11 protein-coding genes are annotated in these 17,694 nt (G+C 61.6%); 4 read left to right on the top strand and 7 right to left on the bottom strand.

What is annotated here, in order from left to right:
* Nucleotides 1-46: 46 nt before the first annotated feature.
* The 4 genes from IB254_RS16145 to pvdM all read right to left on the bottom strand — a co-directional run bounded on the left by IB254_RS16145 (nt 47) and on the right by pvdM (nt 5,406).
* Entirely contained in the window at nt 47-1,708 is a 1,662-nt protein-coding gene (locus IB254_RS16145; RefSeq protein WP_192418057.1) for a cyclic peptide export ABC transporter, read from the bottom strand.
* Nucleotides 1,709-1,812: 104 nt separating this feature from the next.
* The gene (locus IB254_RS16140) at nt 1,813-2,718 is read right to left on the bottom strand and encodes a formylglycine-generating enzyme family protein (protein WP_192418056.1); all 906 of its coding nucleotides are present in this window, start codon (nt 2,716-2,718) and stop codon (nt 1,813-1,815) included.
* Nucleotides 2,719-2,747: 29 nt separating this feature from the next.
* Nucleotides 2,748-4,028, bottom strand: a complete 1,281-nt coding sequence (locus IB254_RS16135) for an aminotransferase class V-fold PLP-dependent enzyme (protein ID WP_192418055.1) — start codon at nt 4,026-4,028, stop codon at nt 2,748-2,750.
* A 28-nt stretch (nt 4,029-4,056) separates the two neighbouring features.
* Nucleotides 4,057-5,406, bottom strand: a complete 1,350-nt coding sequence (gene pvdM, locus IB254_RS16130) for a pyoverdine-tailoring dipeptidase-like protein PvdM (protein ID WP_192418054.1) — start codon at nt 5,404-5,406, stop codon at nt 4,057-4,059.
* A gap of 260 nt (nt 5,407-5,666) precedes the next feature.
* Here pvdM and IB254_RS16125 point away from each other — a divergent pair, with 260 nt between their 5' ends.
* The gene (locus tag IB254_RS16125; protein WP_192418053.1) at nt 5,667-7,295 is read left to right on the top strand and encodes a PvdJ/PvdD/PvdP-like protein; all 1,629 of its coding nucleotides are present in this window, start codon (nt 5,667-5,669) and stop codon (nt 7,293-7,295) included.
* A gap of 137 nt (nt 7,296-7,432) precedes the next feature.
* On the opposite strand, the gene IB254_RS16120 is transcribed toward IB254_RS16125, so the two are convergent.
* From IB254_RS16120 to IB254_RS16110, 3 genes are read right to left on the bottom strand one after another with little or no spacing between them, the layout of a single operon-like run.
* Nucleotides 7,433-8,827 (bottom strand): efflux transporter outer membrane subunit, encoded by a 1,395-nt coding sequence (locus tag IB254_RS16120; protein ID WP_192418052.1) that lies wholly within the window; start codon nt 8,825-8,827, stop codon nt 7,433-7,435.
* 7 nt (nt 8,828-8,834) lie between these two features.
* Nucleotides 8,835-10,808, bottom strand: coding sequence for a MacB family efflux pump subunit (locus IB254_RS16115; RefSeq protein ID WP_192418051.1), 1,974 nt, complete (start codon nt 10,806-10,808; stop codon nt 8,835-8,837).
* The gene (locus IB254_RS16110; protein WP_192418050.1) at nt 10,809-11,981 is read right to left on the bottom strand and encodes an efflux RND transporter periplasmic adaptor subunit; all 1,173 of its coding nucleotides are present in this window, start codon (nt 11,979-11,981) and stop codon (nt 10,809-10,811) included.
* Nucleotides 11,982-12,495: 514 nt separating this feature from the next.
* Between IB254_RS16110 and IB254_RS16105 the strand changes: the two genes are divergently transcribed.
* The 3 genes from IB254_RS16105 (at nt 12,496) to mgtA (ending at nt 17,657) form a co-directional block, all read left to right on the top strand.
* Nucleotides 12,496-12,975 (top strand): sigma-70 family RNA polymerase sigma factor, encoded by a 480-nt coding sequence (locus IB254_RS16105; RefSeq protein WP_008032335.1) that lies wholly within the window; start codon nt 12,496-12,498, stop codon nt 12,973-12,975.
* A gap of 149 nt (nt 12,976-13,124) precedes the next feature.
* Nucleotides 13,125-14,462, top strand: a complete 1,338-nt coding sequence (locus IB254_RS16100; RefSeq protein WP_192418049.1) for a lysine N(6)-hydroxylase/L-ornithine N(5)-oxygenase family protein — start codon at nt 13,125-13,127, stop codon at nt 14,460-14,462.
* A gap of 492 nt (nt 14,463-14,954) precedes the next feature.
* The gene (gene mgtA / locus IB254_RS16095) at nt 14,955-17,657 is read left to right on the top strand and encodes a magnesium-translocating P-type ATPase (RefSeq protein WP_192418048.1); all 2,703 of its coding nucleotides are present in this window, start codon (nt 14,955-14,957) and stop codon (nt 17,655-17,657) included.
* Nucleotides 17,658-17,694: the final 37 nt, after the last annotated feature.

The following is a 17,694-nucleotide window of genomic DNA, read 5'->3' as shown; positions in this document are numbered from 1 at the left end:
GAAAACAAACTCCGAAAATCGTCGAGGTATATGGATTCAACGCTGCTCAGGCGGTCGCCCGTTCCGTCACCACGCGGCCCGATTCCATGCGCACCAACTGATCGGCCATGTCGAAATAGCGGTCGTCGTGGGAGATGACGATGATGGTTTTGCCCAGTCGCTTCAGGTCCGGAAGCAGCTCGGTGTAGAAGATCCGGCGGAAGGTCGGGTCCTGGTCGGCCGCCCACTCGTCAAACACCAGCACCGGGCGTTCTTCCAGCCAGGCATTGACCAGTGCCAGGCGTTTACGCTGGCCGGTGGACAGGTCGGTGGTGGTGAAGCTGCCGTCCTTGACGCTGACCTTGTGCGCGATTTCCAGGCGTTGCAGGTATTTGTTGGCGTCTTCGGGAATGTGCTGATCGCCCTGCACCACGTCATCGAACAGGTAGTAGTCGGCAAAAATCGTGGTGAACAGTTGGCGGTAGTCGTCACGGTTCTGCGCATCGACACCTTCGCCGTTGAGCAGGATTGCGCCTTGTTGCGGCGCATAAAGCCCCAGCAACAACTTGATCAGCGTGGTCTTGCCGCAGCCGTTTTCGCCGACGATGAAAATGATGTCGCCCTGTTCGATGGTCAGGTTCACCGGCCCCAGGCGGAAGGCTTCGCTGCCCGGTGCAGCCGGGAAGGCATAGCTGACGTTGTCCAGTTGCAGGCTGTTGACCACGGCCGGTTTTTTGCCGGTGTCGTTGAGCAGCAAGTGCGGCTCGGGCGAGGAAAACCGGCTCGACAGTTCGGCGATGCGGCGGAAGGCGATCCGCGCCCGGCTGACCACCGGCAAGGTACCGACCAGATGCTCGATGGGGCCTTTCATGTACAGCAGCACCAGGACGAAGCCGCTCATCACCGACTTGTCGGCGCTGGGCCAGAACGATTGCAGGGCCAGCGCCAGGCCGATGACCACGAAGAACAGCATCGACCCCAGCGTCTTGGCGATCACGAAGGTATTGATCGAGCGCACCTGGGTGTTGCAGATGAAATCCGCCGTGCCCTGAATGCCCGAGGTGAACATGCGCTGGCGGCGCGGACGGTGAATGCGCAGTTCCTTGGCGCCGCCGGCGATGGCGTTGTAGTGCTTTTGCAATTCGTCTTCGGCGTCACGGGCGGCCATGAAGCCCTTGATGCCCTTGCCCTGTGCGTAAAACTGGATGCCGGTGCCGATGGCAATCGCCAGCACCATCATCAGGAACATCGGCCACGACAACAGGGCCAGGTAGCCCATGCAGCCGAGGGTCACGGTCAGGGAAATGGCCAGCGGCGCGAAGGCAAACGCGAAGTCGCTGATGGTGTCGACGTCATGGGTCAGCACCGGGATCAGTCGGTGGCTGCGATAGCGTTCGATCTGTTCGATGGGCGCCGACAGCACCTTTTCCCCCAGCTCTTTGCGCACCTTGGCGATGATGTGCTGGCCGACGTAGTTGGTGCCGATGTCCGAGCAGATCGAACTCGCCAGCGCCAACAGGCAAAGGCCGCCGAACAGTGCGACCACGCCTTGGGTCAGGCCGCTTTCCGAATGCAGGGCATTGTTGATCGTGGCCAGCAGCACCGTCACGCTCAGACCGCCCACCATGCCCAGAATGATCGACAGGCTGACCACCAGCCGGAACGGTTTCAGGAGGGTGAACAATTCATGAATTGCACCGCGGGCAGGCTGGGTCTTGGGAAGATGCATGTGAGAAAGGTCTCTTGGGTCGTGAGGCAGATACCCAGAAGAACGTGTGGCCAGGCGTTTAATTTAGACGGCCGCCGACTGGCGGCGGCCGGGGGGAAGGGGTGTCAGCCTTTGGACGGCAGATCACGCACGACGCGGAAACCGATCCAGTCGCCACGGGTTTGTGGGTAGATGTTGTTGCGGTTGCCGGAACGCGAGAACACCGGCGCTTCGCCCCAGTCATTGCCGCGAATCTGCAAGGCTTCGCAGTTGGGTTCGACCCACGCGCTGCCGTCGGTGGGGGCGCCCACGTAATCGCTGTGCTCGCAGTCGGCGATCCACTCGTAGACGTTGCCGTGCATGTCGTACATGCCGAAGGCGTTCGGCGGGTAGCTGCCGGCCGGGGAGGTGTAGCTGTAGCCGTCGGTTGGCCCGTAAGTATTGGCATGGGTGGCGATGCTGTACTCGGTGCCCTCATCGAACGGGAACGGGAACGGCCCCGTTGAACCGGCACGGGCGGCGTATTCGCGCTGGGCCTCGCTGACGATGTGGTAGTGCTGGCCGGTCTTGAGCGACAGCCACGCGACATACGCGCTGACCTCGGCAAAGTTCATGCACACCGCCGGCTGACGCGGGCTTTGTGGATAACGCGGCTTGCTGTTGATGCACTCGCGGCCGGGGCGCGTATCGCCGTCGGGAATGGTGATCCCGGTTTCTTTCAGGTACTGGTCCCATTCGCCGGCGGTGATCTGGTAACGGCTCATGGCAAACGGCTTGTCGAACGTGACTTCGTGCATCGGGCCTTCATCGGGTTCGCGACCGACTTCACCTTCCGGCGTGCCCATGGTGAAGGTGCCGGCGGGCAGCACCACCATTTCCGGGCAGTTGCGGCAATCCTTGAACACCTTGCCCGGCAGCGGTGCGGTGGTGGCCTGGGCCGCGCCGGGCAACGCGGTGCCGAGCAATGCCAGGATTGTCAGTGCCCCGAGTTGTGGGCGCGACAACCCGAGTCTGTGCAGGATGTTTTTCATATGCATTCTCGCTAAAGGAAATCGGTGTTTCAGAGCTTGCCGGCCAACAACGTCATGATGCGATCGATGTGCGCCTCGGTGTTGAGCAGGCCCGGCGACAGGCGAATGATCGGGCCGACATCGCGGTCCACGGCATCGCAGACCACGCGCTGGTCCATCAGGAAATTGGCGACTTCTTCGCAGTCGCGGTTCTTGATCCGGAAGAACGTGAAGCCGGCGGAATACTCGGGCGACAACGGCGTGACGAGCTCCACCGACGGATGCGCCTGCAAGCGCTTTTTCAGGTAGCTGTTGATTTCATGGATGCGTGCCTGAACCTCGGCCTTGCCCAGGTCCAGATGCAACTTGAAGGCTTCGGTCAGCGCCCAGCGGTGTTCAAACGAGTGATAGCCGCCGTAGGTCATCACGGTCGAAAACGTGGTTGCTTCGGAGAATGTCGGGATGGTTGGCGTGAGGTCCTTCATTTCATCTGAGCGGGCGCAGATGATCCCGGTGCCCCGTGGGCCGAACATCCATTTGTGGGTGCCGGCGATGAAGTAGTCGCAATGCATGTCCGGGAAATCGAGGTTTTCCACGCCGAAGCCGTGGACGCCATCGACCACATAAAGGATGCGATCCTTTTCCTGGCGGTCGCGGTTTTTCTCGGCGACCAGTTTGCCAATCTCGCCGATGGGCAGCTTCACACCGCTGCCGGAATGCACCCAGGTCATGCCGAGCACGCGAGTCTCGGGGCGAATGTTGCGGGCAATCGAGGCCAGTATTTCTTTCGTCGAAACCTTGTACGGGTCTTCGAACAATTTGATTTTACGGACCTTGGTTCCGTCCTTTTGCGTACGGAATTCAAACACGCTGTTGGCGGCGTAGTGCTCATGTTCGCTGGTCAGGATTTCCTGATCCGCACGCACGTGAATGCCGGCGTAAATCATCGCCAGGCCTTCGGTGGTGCTGCCGGTCAGGGCGATCTGCGAAGGCTTGGCTTTCAAATAGCGGCCAGCCCACACGCGAACGTCTTCTTCGCGGCGTTCGGTTTCGCCGCGATGCCAGTCCATCGCCAGGCCTGGGTTGCGGTCGAGGTTGGCGCGGTGCATCTCGATGGCTTCGCGTACGGGGCGGGGGTGTGAGGTCACCAGGAAGTTGGCGAAATGCAGGTAATCGGGATCCTGATTGAACAGCTGGCGAAACTGCGCCCATTTGTCTTTGGGCAGCGGCGCCGGCGTGGCGGCCAGAGCCGGCAAGCTGACCGCTGAACCCAGGGGAATGGCGGCTGCGACAATGCCGGCCTGCTTGAGGAATGTACGACGGTTGGTCATGAATTCGGTTCGCTTGGCAAAGTGAATGTCAGTGTTTGGCGACGGGTCTGGAGGACTTCTGCACCTGATCCCAGACACGCAGGAAATTGCCGCCCCAGAGCTTGGCGATGTCGGCCTCGCTGTAACCGCGGCTGATCAGTTCGGCGGTCACGTTGCGTGCCTCGCTGACGTCTTTCCAGCCGTTCAGGCCGCCACCGTCGTTGAAGTCGGAGCTGATGCCGACGTGATCGATGCCGATTTTTTTCACGGCGTAGTCGATGGCGTCGCCGTAATCCTTGAGGGTGGCCTTGGGTTCTTCATCGACAATGCCGTAGAGCTGACTGGCGTATTCGCCGAAACGCTGTTCCGACCACACGGTGATCACCGGGTCGCCCGGCATCAGCGCCATCTCCAGGCCTTGCAGCGGTTGCAGGTCGAAACGTGCACGCAGGGCGTTGAGTTTGTCCTGGGTACCCTGGCTCAGCGGCTTGATGTAGGTCGGGAAGCCGACGATCTGCACCACGCCGCCGCTGTTCTTGATCAGCTGCATTTCGTTGTCGCTGAGGTTGCGCGGGATGTCCACCAGCGCCCGTGGCGCCGAGTGCGAGGCGACCATCGGTGCGCGGCTCAATTGGCTGACTTGCTCAAGCGCTTTGGTCGACATTTGCGACACATCGATGATGACCCCGAGGTCGTTCAGGCGATGCACCGCTTGTTTGCCCAGCTCTGACAGGCCGCCCAGCGCATCACGGGAATCATTGAAAAACGGCAACGGCCGGGACGAATCGGCCCAGGCGTTGTTGCCCACGTAACTGAAACCGAACATGCGCATTCCGCGCGCGGCCCACTTATCCAGGGCGTTGACGTCGTTGCCCAGCGGGTAGGCGTTGAGCATGCTGATGAACACGGCGAACTTGCCCTCGCCGTGCAGGCGTCGGAAATCGTCCGGGGTGTAGGCAATGGCCACCTGATTGGGGAAGTCGCGCACCAGGGTGGTGATGATTTTGTAGCGTGTTTCCTGCTCGTGACGGGCTTCGTCGATGAACCCGGCGGTCGGGCGGTGCGGGGCGTTGTCGCCGTTCCAGATTTCAGGCCAGCCGAAAATGGTCAGCGCCGCGCCGGACAGGCGACCACGCGCTGTCTTGACCAGGTCGAACTGGCCGCTGCCGTCCTTGTCGGCCTCGTTTTCGGCGGTGCCGAAATCCATGGGCACGGTGATGTGGCTGTCGAACGAGAGGATGCGTTCTTGCAGTTCATCGGCCTGTTTCATCACCGCGACCGGGTAGCCGGGGTTGTCGTTGAGCCAGTAATCCCAGGCCGCAAACCCTGCTGCGCCAGCGATGGCCAGCGCCAGGGGCAGGCCAATGAAAAGAGCCTTTTTCGAACGAGGTTTTGTCATTGCCATCTCAGTCAGGTTCGCCGTCGAGGGTGCAGGCGCGGGGGCCTTTGCTATCTGGGAAGAACGAGTGGCCGAGTGGGAAATTTAGTGCGGCTGAGGGCCTCTTCGCGGGCAAGTCGGATCGCCGCACCGCTCGCTCCTACAGGGTTTGTATGCCGACCTGTAGGAGCGAGGCTTGCCCGCGAAGCTTCTAAATTTGTCGAGGCAACAAACGTTCTAGCTTGGATAAAGCCTGCTCCATGGCTGACACAGGTAGGGCAATGACGATTTCTCGACGATGGTTCCTGGCGGGGCTGGCACTGACCGGTGCCGCCCTGCCTGCGGCGTATTACGGGCATCGCGAACTGACAAAACCGGACCCGACCATTACCCCCGGCGAAGCGTCATTCGACGTCGCGGATGTGGCCGGTCAGCGTTTGGCCAGCACCTTGCAGGGCGTCTGGGACATTCGCTTCGAGGGGCGTGACGCGGGGCTCGACGGCTTGCCTCGCGAGGGCTTGCAACTGCTGCTCGACGTCGGTCACAAGGGCCGAGGGCTCAACGGTTTTCTCGATACTTTCGAGGCGCTGCGTGCCGCACCGCCGCCGCGCTATCGCGTCCTCGGCGATCTGGCGGGCATAGATAACCAAGAGCTGAGCTGGCGCCTGATCGATTCCCGATCCCCGACCGGGACGCCGGACTACGAATTCACCTTCAAGCTGGACGAAGTCTGGGCCGCGTTCGGCAATGCCGGCAGCGGCACCTTGAGTGGGCGTGTGCTGCGTCTGGATCGTCCGTTGGCCTTGACCGCCCAGGACAACCGTTTTGTCGCGGTCAAACAGGTGTTCCCTGAAGCGCGCGAGCGCACGGGCCTGGGCCCGGCATTGCTGGCGTGGCTGATTTCGCCCGAGCACCGCTTGTTCCATCAGCTCTGGCACGCCTCCCGCGACAAATGGCACACCTTGTCCGAAGACAAGCGCAACGCCTTGCGCGGCATCGGCTGGCAGCCGGGGCTGCGGGACAAGGAGCGCGATGCGCGCGGGCCGCGCAAGGACCGCAATGGCTCGGGCATCGACTTTTTCTTCATGCACCGACACATGCTCGGCACCGCGCGCTCCCTGCAAGACTTGCCGTCGTGGCAGCAATTTCCGTTGCCGCAACCGGAACTGGTGCGTGATCGCCAGGCCTTTGCCCGTTACTTCGACAACCACGACGGCACCGCTTTGCCGCCAGCCTGGCGCGCTGATGACGATGACGAGTATTCGCAATGGGTGGCCGATCTCAAGACCGCCGAGACCTATCACAGCAATTTTCAGGTCTGGGAATCGCGATACCGTGACCCGCGTTACTTGTCGAAATTGACCTTGGGGCAGTTCGGTTCCGAGGTTGAGCTCGGGTTGCATGACTGGCTGCACATGCGCTGGGCGTCGGTGCCCCGCGATCCGTCCAACGGCCAGCCTGTGCCGTTCGCCCGGGACACCGCAGACTTTTCCGCCCGTTGGTTCGCGGCGGAAAACGACTTTCTTGGCGACCCGTTTTCCTCCCATGTGAACCCGGTGTTCTGGCATTTCCATGGCTGGATCGATGACCGCCTCGAAGACTGGTTTCGTGCGCACGAGCGCTTTCATCCGGGGGAAGTCAGGCGGCTGGAGGTCAATGGTGTGCCGTGGTTTGCGCCCGGTCGCTGGGTCGAGATCGACGATCCGTGGCTCGGCCCGAGCACCCACGGCTGCAACACCACACCGGGGTTGCAGGCGGGCAAGTCGGTGGAAATGGACCCGGAAACCATGAAGCTGGCGCTGCGGATTACCTTTGGTGAAGATGAGAAGAAGCTCAAGGATTTGTTCAGGAAGGTGCCGCAACGACCCTGGTATGCGCGGAATTTGAAGGCTAAAGCGGTGATCAGTTAATCCAGAGATTCCGCGTTATCGTTCAATCGCCGGCAAGCCGACTCCTACAGGATTTATGTGTGCCCCAGGATTTGCGTACGGCACCCAAACTGTAGGAGCCGGCTTGCCGGCGATGGCGATTGTGAGATCGCCACACATCACAACACCTGCCACCCACCCCCAAGCGCCTTGTACAACGCAACACTCGCCTGCAACCTCGCCAACCGCAGCTGCACATTCAAATCCTGCGCGGCATACAGCGTGCGCTGGGTCTCCAGCACTGTCAGCAAATCCTCGGCCCCGGCCTGATAGCGGCTTTGCGCAATGTCGAAAGCCGTTTGCGCCTGATTCAATTCTTCACTTTGCCATTGGCGCTGGGCGTCCAGTCCGCGAATGCCGGTCAGGGCTTTTTCCACGTCGGCAAAGCCGTTGATGATCGCGCCACGGTAGGTTTCCAGCAGCTCTTCCTGGCGCGCGGTGGCTTTATCACGTTCGGCGCCCAGGCGACCGTTGTTGAAAATCGGCGCGACCAATCCGGCGGTGAGGTTGTAGAACGGGCTGCGCAGCACATCGCTGAACGTGTCGGCGCCAGAACCGATCTGGGCGCTCAATGTCACGGTGGGCAGCATTTTCGCCCGGGCCACGGTCACATCGGCGCGTGCGGCCGCCAGCTGCGCTTCGGCGCGAGCAATGTCCGGGCGACGGTTGAGCAAATCGCTGGGCACGCCCGCACCGATGACCGGCCAACTGAGCTGGTCGAAGCGCTGATCGTCGAGCGTCAATGCCTGAACCGGACGGCCGAGGAGGGCGGCGAGGGTGATCCGTGCTTCTTCGGCTTGTTGCTGCACCAGCGGCAACTGCCGTTGTTGCGCGGCCACCAGGCTTTTTTGCTGGGCCAGTTCCAGTGCCGTGGCAGAGCCTGAGTCGAAGCGGGTTTGTACCAGGTTCAAAACCTTTTGTGCGTTCGCCAGATTGAGCCGCGCGATACGCTGCTGTTCCTGCAATGACAATGCTTGCGCGTAGGTGCTGGCAACCGCACTGAGCAGCGTCAACTCAACCGTATCGCGATCGAACTCACTGGCTCGCAGGCCGAATTGCGCACTGTCGCGGGAGGCGCGCTGGCCGCCCCAGAAATCGATTTCATAACTGGCGCTGAGGCTGGCGTCGAAGTAATCCACCGCCTTGTTGCTGTCGTCGGCGTCCAGTTGGCTGTAGCCGTTGCCGCGCATCAGCTTCTGGCGATTGGCGTTCCCGGCGGCTTTCACTTCCGGCAACAGCGAACCGCCGGCGATCACGGTGGTGGCTTGCGCTTGACGCACCCGGGCCAGTGCCGCCGCCAGGTCATAACTGCCGACGCGGGCCTGTTCAATCAGTTGATCGAGCTGCGGGCTGCCAAAGTGCGTCCACCACTGGGCGTTCTGCATCAAGGCGTTTTCATGGTGTGCCGACTGCCAGGTGGGCGGCGGCTGCAGGCCACTGTCCGGGCGCGGGTCCGGGTTGGCGCACGCGCTGAGCAACACGCAGAGGGTCAACAGGCTGAGTGGCGCTTTCATAGATCGATCATTCACTGGTAAGGGCCGTGACCGGGTCGAGCCGGGCAGCTTTGCGGGCCGGCATGAAGCCGAAGACAACACCGGTGACCAGGGCGCAGCCGAAGGCACCGAGTACCGCTATCAAAGAGAACGCGACGGCCACTTCGCTGAGAATCAGCACGCCGCCGACGATCAGCGCCAGAGCAATGCCGGCGAGGCCGCCGACCACCGAGAGCATCACCGCTTCAGTGAGAAACTGCCGCAGGATGTCGCGCTGACGGGCGCCAGTGGCCATGCGGATGCCGATCTCGCGGGTACGTTCGCGCACGGTCATGAGCATGATGTTCATCACGCCAATCCCGCCCACCAACAGCGAAATCGCGGCGATCGAGCCGAGCATCAGCGACAGGGTATTTTGCGTGCGCGCCTCAGCCTGAATCATCGCTGCGTTGTTGGTCAGTTCGAAATCCTTTTTGCCGTCGTGCAGGCGCAACATCAACTGCTCGATGGCGGTTTCCGTCTCTTTGACCTTGCGCGCATCGGCCGCCGCGATGGCCACGTATTCGGGGTTGTGGGTGCCGAACAGCCGCACACTCGCGGCGGAATACGGGATGGCAATGCGGTCGTCGCTGTCGGTGTCGCCGGAGCTGGCACCTTTTTCCGCGAGCACGCCGACCACCTGGAAGGGCACGTTTTCGATCAGGATGTACTGGCCGATGGGGTTGGCCACGTCCTTGAGCAATTTGGTCCGCACCTTGTGCCCGATCACCGCGACGGCCGCCGCGTTGCGTTCATCGTCCTGGGTGAAATAGCTGCCTTCCACCACCGGCCAATTGAAGATCGCCGGGAAATTGGTGTCGTTGCCGCCGACGTAGCTCAAGTGGTCGAGGTTGCCGAAGCGCACCCCGGCCTCCTGGCCGTTGACCGGCATGATGCGCGTCACCTGCGGCAGGCTGCCGACCGCCGCGACGTCATCGAGGGTGATGATGCCCAGCGGTGTTCGCGGGTTCGGTGCCGAGCCGCTGAGGTAAATGATGTTCGAGCCGAACGCGCCCATCTGCGCCATCACCTGGCGCTTGCTGCCTTCACCGACGGCGAGCATCACCACCACCGACGCAACGCCGATGATGATCCCGAGCAGTGTCAGCGCGGTGCGAAACTTGTTGATCCACATCACCCGCCACGCGGCGTGCACGGCGTCCACCAGTTCGCCTTTCCAGGCCCCCGTGGCCTCGGCGCCTTCGCTCAGGCGCTTGCGCAAATCCACGGCTTGCAGGGCGCCGGGGTTGGCCGAGGTTTGTACGTCGGGGTTGTCGTGGGCACTGTCGCTGATGATCAGCCCGTCGCGGATTTCGATGATGCGTTTGGCCCGGGCCGCGACTTCGCGGTCGTGGGTGATGAGGATCACCACGTGGCCCTGGCTCGCCAGTTCATCCAGCAACGTCATCACCTCGGCACCGCTGTGGCTGTCGAGGGCGCCGGTGGGTTCGTCGGCGAGGATGATGTGGCCGCCGTTCATCAAGGCGCGGGCGATGGATACGCGTTGTTGCTGGCCGCCGGAGAGTTGGTGCGGGCGGTTGCCGGTGCGTGAGGCGAGGCCGAGGCGGTCGAGCAGGGCGGCAGCGCGGGCGTGGCGTTCGGCGGCCGGGGTGCCTGCGTAGATCGCCGGCATCTCGACGTTTTCCTGGGCCGAGCCGGACGGAATCAGGTGATAGCCCTGGAACACAAAACCAAAGGCTTCGCGGCGCAGCCAGGCCAGCTCATCGCTGTCGAGCCCGGCGACGTTCTCCCCGGCGAAGCGGTATTCGCCGGACGTCGGGCGGTCGAGGCAACCGAGGATGTTCATCAGCGTCGACTTGCCGGAACCGGACGCGCCAACAATCGCCACGAACTCCCCTGCATGGATCGACAGGTCGATGCCGCGCAGCACGTGTACTTGCGGTGCGTCGCCGCCGCCGTAGGATTTGCGGATGTCCTGCAGGTCGATCAGGGGCGTCAGCATCTAGCCGCCACTCCCGTCTGCCGGGCCGATCAACAGGTGATCGCCTTCCTGCAAGCCGTCGAGGATTTGCACCCGCAGGCGATCGCTGATGCCGGTGCGCACCTCGCGTTGCTCGATGCGGCCGTTTTTGGCAACGACCTGGGCGGTCTGGATGTTCGGTTGCGTGCCGCCTTGCAACGCAGCGATGGGCGCGGTGAGCACGTCTTTCGCCTGGTCGGACACGAAGAACACTTGTGTGGTCATTTCCGCCATCAGTGCGTTGTCGGCGTTATCGACGTCGAGCAGCACGGTGTACAGCACCACGCGAGCGCTGCCACTTTTGCTCGAACTGGTCGGGCTGCCACCGCCCTGGCTGGTCTGGTCCAGAGGCTTGGGCGGCACCGGCAGGATTTGCCGCACGGTACTGCTCCAGCGCCGCTTGCCACCGCTGAGGGTGGTGAACCAGGCCGTCATGCCGGGTTTGACGTGGCCGATGTCGGCTTCCGAGACTTCGGCCCAGACCGTCATCGGCGACAACTTGGCGATGCGCAGAATCAACGGTGTTTGCTGTTGCGCGTTGAGGGTCTGGCCGACCCGGGCGTCGAGTGCAACCACGGTGCCGGACATCGGCGCGTAAATGCGCGTGTAACCGAGCTCGGCCTGATCGCTGCGCAGGCTGGCCTGGGCCTGGCGGATCTGCGCCTGGAACATGTCGATGCGCGCCTGGGTGGCGCGCAGCTCTGCCTGGGCCGTTTGCACGTCTTCTTCGCGGGTGGCGCCGCCGGCCTTGAGGTTCTGCTGGCGCTGGAACTTTTGCCGGGCCAGCTCGTGCTGTGCCCGTTGTTCCTCGAGTTGCGCCTTGAGGTTTTCCACGGAAAAACGCCCGGCGTCGAGTTTGGCCTGTTGCGTGGACGGATCGATTTCCACCAGCAACTGGCCTTCCTTGATCACGTCACCGACTTCCACATGGATCTTCTGGATCTGCCCGGACGCCTGCGCACCGACGTCCACGTAGCGTCGAGGTTGCAGGGTGCCCAGCGCCGTGACGCTGCTTTCGATGTCCCCCCGACTGACTTGTACGGTGGCGAATTTGTCTCGGCCGGGCGGGATGACCTGCCAGGCAGCCACGGCGATAACGGGGATCAGACAAAGTGCTACAAGCAGGGCGCGTCGGGTGTGTCGGGGACGTTTCATGCAGGGTTCCGGCCAATGGATATCGGCCCGTCGCTCAGCCTGCGCACGAAATCCGGCAACAGTTGAACGCTGTCGGGAAGCCGACAGAGACGGGGAGCTGTCCTTTATACGAGGAAAGAACCGAGGAATTTAGGCGCGGACACAAGCCGACACAATCACATTGCGGGAGCGGCGGGGATCGTATTCACAACACAAAACTTTGTAGGAGCCGGCTTGCTGGCGATGGACGAAAGTGCGCCGCGTTGATTCAAGCAGAACGCGTTATCGTTAACGACCATCGCCAGCAAGCCGGCTCCTACAGGGGATCGGGTGCATAAAATAGCCGGTTGCAAGCAGGGAGTATTAAACAGATCGAAGACTATTTATCGGGCAAATTGAAGCAATACTTTAAATCTATATGAGAATTACTATAAATTACGCACCTCGAACTGCCACTATCGTGCCACTGCCCATTTCGGCGGTCGTTGCGGTGGCTCAAGGAAAGAAACCGCACCCCTGCGGCCGGGAGTCATGGTTGGAAAACTACTATCGCGAGCTGGTGTGTTTCCTCAACGCCAAGCTGGGCAACCGTCAGGTGGCCGAAGATGTGGTGCATGACGCTTATGTGCGGGTTCTGGAACGTTCCAGCGACACGCCGATCGAGCAGCCCCGGGCATTCCTTTATCGCACCGCGCTCAATCTGGTGATCGACGACCATCGGCGCAATGCCTTGCGTCAGGTCGAATCGCTGGAAGTGCTCGACAACGAAGAACGCTATTTCACCCCGTCCCCGCACAACAGCCTCGACCACGGTCAACGCCTGGAAATGCTCCAGCGTGCCCTGGCGGAATTGCCACGGCTGTGCCGCGAGAGTTTCCTGCTGCGCAAGATCGATGGCCTGTCGCACCCGGAAATCGCCGAACGCCTGGGAATTTCCCGGGCGCTGGTCGAGAAGCACATCGTCAATGCGATGAAGCATTGCCGCGTGCGGATGCGCCAGTGGGATGCCCACTGATCTTCTCCGCTGGGTAAAAAAACAATATTAAATTTTGTTTCATTGTCCTCGTTCCCTATCAACAGACGACCTGCTGTCCTGCTCAAGGCTGGTCAGGTCACTTAGGCTTACGCCCCACTGTTGAGGGGTTCATCCAGAGGACACTGGAAATGACACAGGCAATTGCATCGCCCATCGTTCACGACCTGATCGGCGTCGGTTTCGGCCCTTCGAACCTGGCGCTGGCCATCGCACTGCAAGAGCGCGGGCCGAGCCAGGGCGAGCTGGATGTACTGTTTCTCGACAAGCAGGCGGACTATCGCTGGCACGGCAACACCCTGGTGACCCAGAGCGAATTGCAGATTTCCTTCCTCAAGGACCTGGTGACCCTGCGCAATCCGACCAGCCCGTATTCCTTCGTCAACTACCTCAAGCAACACGGTCGTCTGGTGGATTTCATCAACCTCGGCACCTTCTATCCGTGCCGCATGGAATACAACGACTACCTGTGCTGGGTCGCCGGGCAATTCGCCGAGCAGAGCCGTTACGGCGAAGAAGTGCTGACCATCGAGCCGGTGCTGCACAACCAGCAGGTCGAAGCGTTGCGCGTGATCTCCCGCGATACCCAAGGCCAGCAACACGTGCGCACCGCCCGCTCGGTGGTGGTCAGCGCCGGTGGTACACCGCGTATTCCCGAAGCGTTCAAGGCGCTGAAGGATGACGGTCGGGTGTTCCACCACTCGCAGTACCTGGCGCAGATGGCCAAGCAGCCGTGCGTGAACAATCAACCGATGAGCATCGCGATCATCGGCGGCGGGCAGAGCGCGGCGGAAGCCTTCATCGATTTGAACGACAGCTTCCCGTCGGTGCAGGTCGACATGATCCTGCGTGGCTCGGCGCTGAAGCCGGCGGACGACAGCCCGTTCGTCAACGAGGTGTTCTCGCCGGAGTTCACCGACCTGGTGTTCCAGCAGGCGAGCAGCGAGCGCGAGCGTCTGGTCAACGAGTACCACAACACCAACTATTCGGTGGTGGACATTGACCTGATCGAACGCATCTACGGGATCTTCTATCGCCAGAAAGTCTCGGGTATCGCGCGTCATGCGTTCCGTACCCTGACCACTATTGAAAAAGCCACCGCCACCGAGCGCGGCATCGAACTGGCAGTGCGTAACAACGCCACCGGCGAAGTCACGGTTCGGCATTACGACGCGGTGGTACTGGCTACCGGTTATGAGCGTCAGATGCATCGCAAACTGCTGGCGCCGCTGGAGCAATACCTCGGTGATTTCGAGGTGGACCGCAACTACAAGCTGATCACCGACGAACGCTGCAAGGCCGGCATTTATATGCAGGGCTTCTGCCAGGCGAGCCATGGTTTGAGCGACACCCTGTTGTCGATCCTGCCAATTCGCGCGGATGAGATTGCCGGTTCGCTGTATGAGCATGGTAAGCACCGTGGGCATGGCCGTTCGGTGGTGGATCTGCTGCTCGCGACAGCTAGCTAAGATCTTCTGCGTCTGTTCGGTCGCCATCGCCAGCAAGCCGGCTCCTACAGGGGAATGCGATCACCTGTAGGAGCCGGCTTGCTGGCGATAGCGGTCTGAACAACACCACAAAATATTCAATCCTGAACCCTTCCTGAAGATCCCGGCAATTCCCCGACGACTTGCCAATGCATCGTTTACTCTCCAGAAATCGGGGCGTAAGCTTCGCGCGTTTTCATCAATAGCGGAGACCCACAGTGGGTACTTGTTCGAGTGACAGTAGTCGGCCGGTTTCGATAACCGGCAACAACCCGGCAAGATAACGCGCAACCTTTTGTGCCGTTGTCTCGCCTGATAGCGAGCAGCGGCATCCCGATCGCGGCCAGTCCTGGTCCGTGTCCCGACGTCCTCTCATCGACGCTGAACCGTGCGTGATGTTCGACTTTTTGTCGTCATCGCGGCGCACCGACACGCCTGCTGGAAGGTTTCCCGGCTGACCCTGGGGGAACTGCCATGAACCTGAACCTGCTCAAAGAATTCTTTGCCGGATTCCTGCGCACCCGTCACATCGCCCGACACTTCCGTCGCCTGGCGCTGCTGGAAACCTTCACCGACACCACGGTCAGCCGCGAGGTGCCGCCCACTTTGGCGCAAACCCTGGTGAGCGCCGCCAACAGCGACACCGGCCAACTGCTACACAACCTCGGCAGTCACACCGATGGCCTGAGCGAAGCCGAAGCCGATGCACTGCGCGTGCAATTCGGCCTCAACGAAGTCGAGCACGAGCAACCGCTGCCGTGGTGGACTCACCTGTGGCACTGCTACAAAAACCCGTTCAACCTGCTGCTGACATTGCTCGCGGTCATCTCGTGGCTGACCGAGGACATGAAAGCCGCCATCGTGATTTTCTCGATGGTGGTGCTCTCGACCTTGCTGCGCTTCTGGCAGGAAACCAAATCCAACCAGGCGGCCGACGCGCTCAAGGCGATGGTCAGCAACACCGCCACGGTGATGCGTCGCGATGCCCTGCGCACCGAAGTGCCCATCAAACAGCTTGTGCCGGGCGATCTGATCGTGCTTTCGGCCGGCGACATGATTCCCGCCGATTGCCGGGTGCTCAGCGCCAAGGACCTGTTCGTCAGCCAGGCGGCGATGACCGGCGAATCGATGCCGGTGGAAAAATTCCGCCACCAGCAGGACAGCGACACCAGCAATCCGCTGGACCTGGACAACATCCTGTTCATGGGCACCAACGTCGTGTCCGGCACGGCGATCGCGGTGATTCTGACCACGGGCAACAGCACCTATTTTGGCGCGCTGGCCCAGCGGGTCGGCGCCACCGATCGCGCGCCGACGTCGTTCCAGACCGGGGTCAACAAAGTCAGCTGGTTGCTGATCCGCTTCATGTTCGTCATGGCGCCGCTGGTGCTGTTCATCAATGGGTTCACCAAAGGCGACTGGACCGAAGCGCTGCTGTTCGCACTGTCGATTGCCGTGGGCCTGACCCCGGAAATGCTGCCGATGATCGTCACCTCGACGCTGGCAAAAGGTGCGGTGTTCCTGTCGCGCAAAAAAGTCATCGTCAAGCGCCTCGACGCGATTCAGAACTTCGGCGCCATGGACGTGCTGTGCACGGACAAGACCGGCACCCTGACCCAGGACAAAATCTTTCTGGCGCGCAACGTCGACGTCTGGGGCAACGACTCCGACGACGTGCTGGAAATGGCCTACCTCAACAGCTACTACCAGACCGGCCTGAAAAACCTGCTGGACGTGGCGGTGCTCGAACACGTTGAAATCCACCGTGAACTGAAAGTCGGCACGGCGTTTCACAAAGTCGACGAGATCCCGTTCGACTTCACCCGGCGGCGCATGTCGGTGGTGGTCGCCGAGCGCGGTCAACCGCATCTGTTGATCTGCAAAGGTGCGGTGGAAGAGGTGCTGGCGGTGTGCACGCGGGTGCGTCACGGCGAACGCGATGAAGCACTGAGCGATGAACTGCTGGCGCGGATTCGTCAGGTCACCGCCTCATTCAATGCCGAAGGGCTGCGGGTGGTGGCGGTTGCCGCGCGGCCAATGATCGAGGGGCGCGACACTTACAGCCTGGCGGACGAACAGGCCCTGACGCTGATCGGCTACGTGGCGTTTCTCGATCCACCGAAGGAAAGCACCGCGCCGGCCTTGAAAGCGCTGGCCGCGCATGGCGTGGCGGTGAAAGTGCTGACCGGCGACAACGAACTGGTGACCGCGAAGATCTGCCGCGAGGTCGGTCTGGAGCAGCAAGGCCTGCTGATGGGCAACGACATCGAGCGCATGACCGACGCTGAACTGGCGCGGGCCGTGGAGACCACCAACGTCTTCGCCAAACTGACGCCGTCGCACAAGGAACGCATCGTCCGTCTGCTCAAGGGCAACGGCCACGTGGTCGGGTTCATGGGCGACGGCATCAACGACGCCCCCGCGCTGCGCACCGCTGACATCGGCATTTCGGTGGACAGCGCCGTGGACATCGCCAAGGAAGCGGCGGACATCATCCTGCTGGAGAAAAGCCTGATGGTCCTGGAGGAGGGCGTGCTGGAAGGGCGGCGGACCTTCGCCAACATGCTCAAGTACATCAAGATGACCGCGAGTTCGAACTTCGGCAACGTGTTCTCGGTGCTGGTGGCCAGCGCATTCATTCCGTTCCTGCCGATGCTGCCGATGCACCTGCTGGTGCAGAACCTGCTCTACGACATTTCGCAGATCGCCATTCCGTTCGATAACGTCGATGAAGAAATGCTCAAGCAACCGCAGCGCTGGCAACCGGCGGATGTCGGGCGCTTCATGCTGTTCTTCGGCCCGATCAGTTCGATCTTCGACATCACCACGTTTGCCTTGATGTGGTACGTGTTCGACGCCAATACCCCGGACCACCAGACCCTGTTCCAGTCCGGCTGGTTCGTGGTCGGGCTGCTGACCCAGACGCTGATCGTGCACATGATTCGCACGCCGAAGATTCCGTTCCTGCAAAGCCGCGCTGCCATGCCGCTGCTGGTGATGACCGGAATCATCATGGCCGTGGGGATTTTACTGCCGATGGGCCCCTTGGCGCACTACTTCAAATTGCAGGCGCTGCCGTCGCTGTACTTTGTGTTTTTGCCGGTGATTCTGCTGGCGTACATGGCGCTCACCCAGGCGGTGAAGGGCTTCTACATCCGCCGGTTTGGCTGGCAGTAATGCTGCCAGATGTAGGAGTGAGCCTGCTCGCGATAGC

It is taken from the genome of Pseudomonas sp. PDM03, assembly GCF_014852385.1.
GTDB classification, from domain to species: Bacteria; Pseudomonadota; Gammaproteobacteria; order Pseudomonadales; family Pseudomonadaceae; genus Aquipseudomonas; species Aquipseudomonas migulae.
The sequence above is the reverse complement of the archived record's forward strand: the minus strand, read 5'-3'. Positions and strand labels throughout refer to the sequence as shown.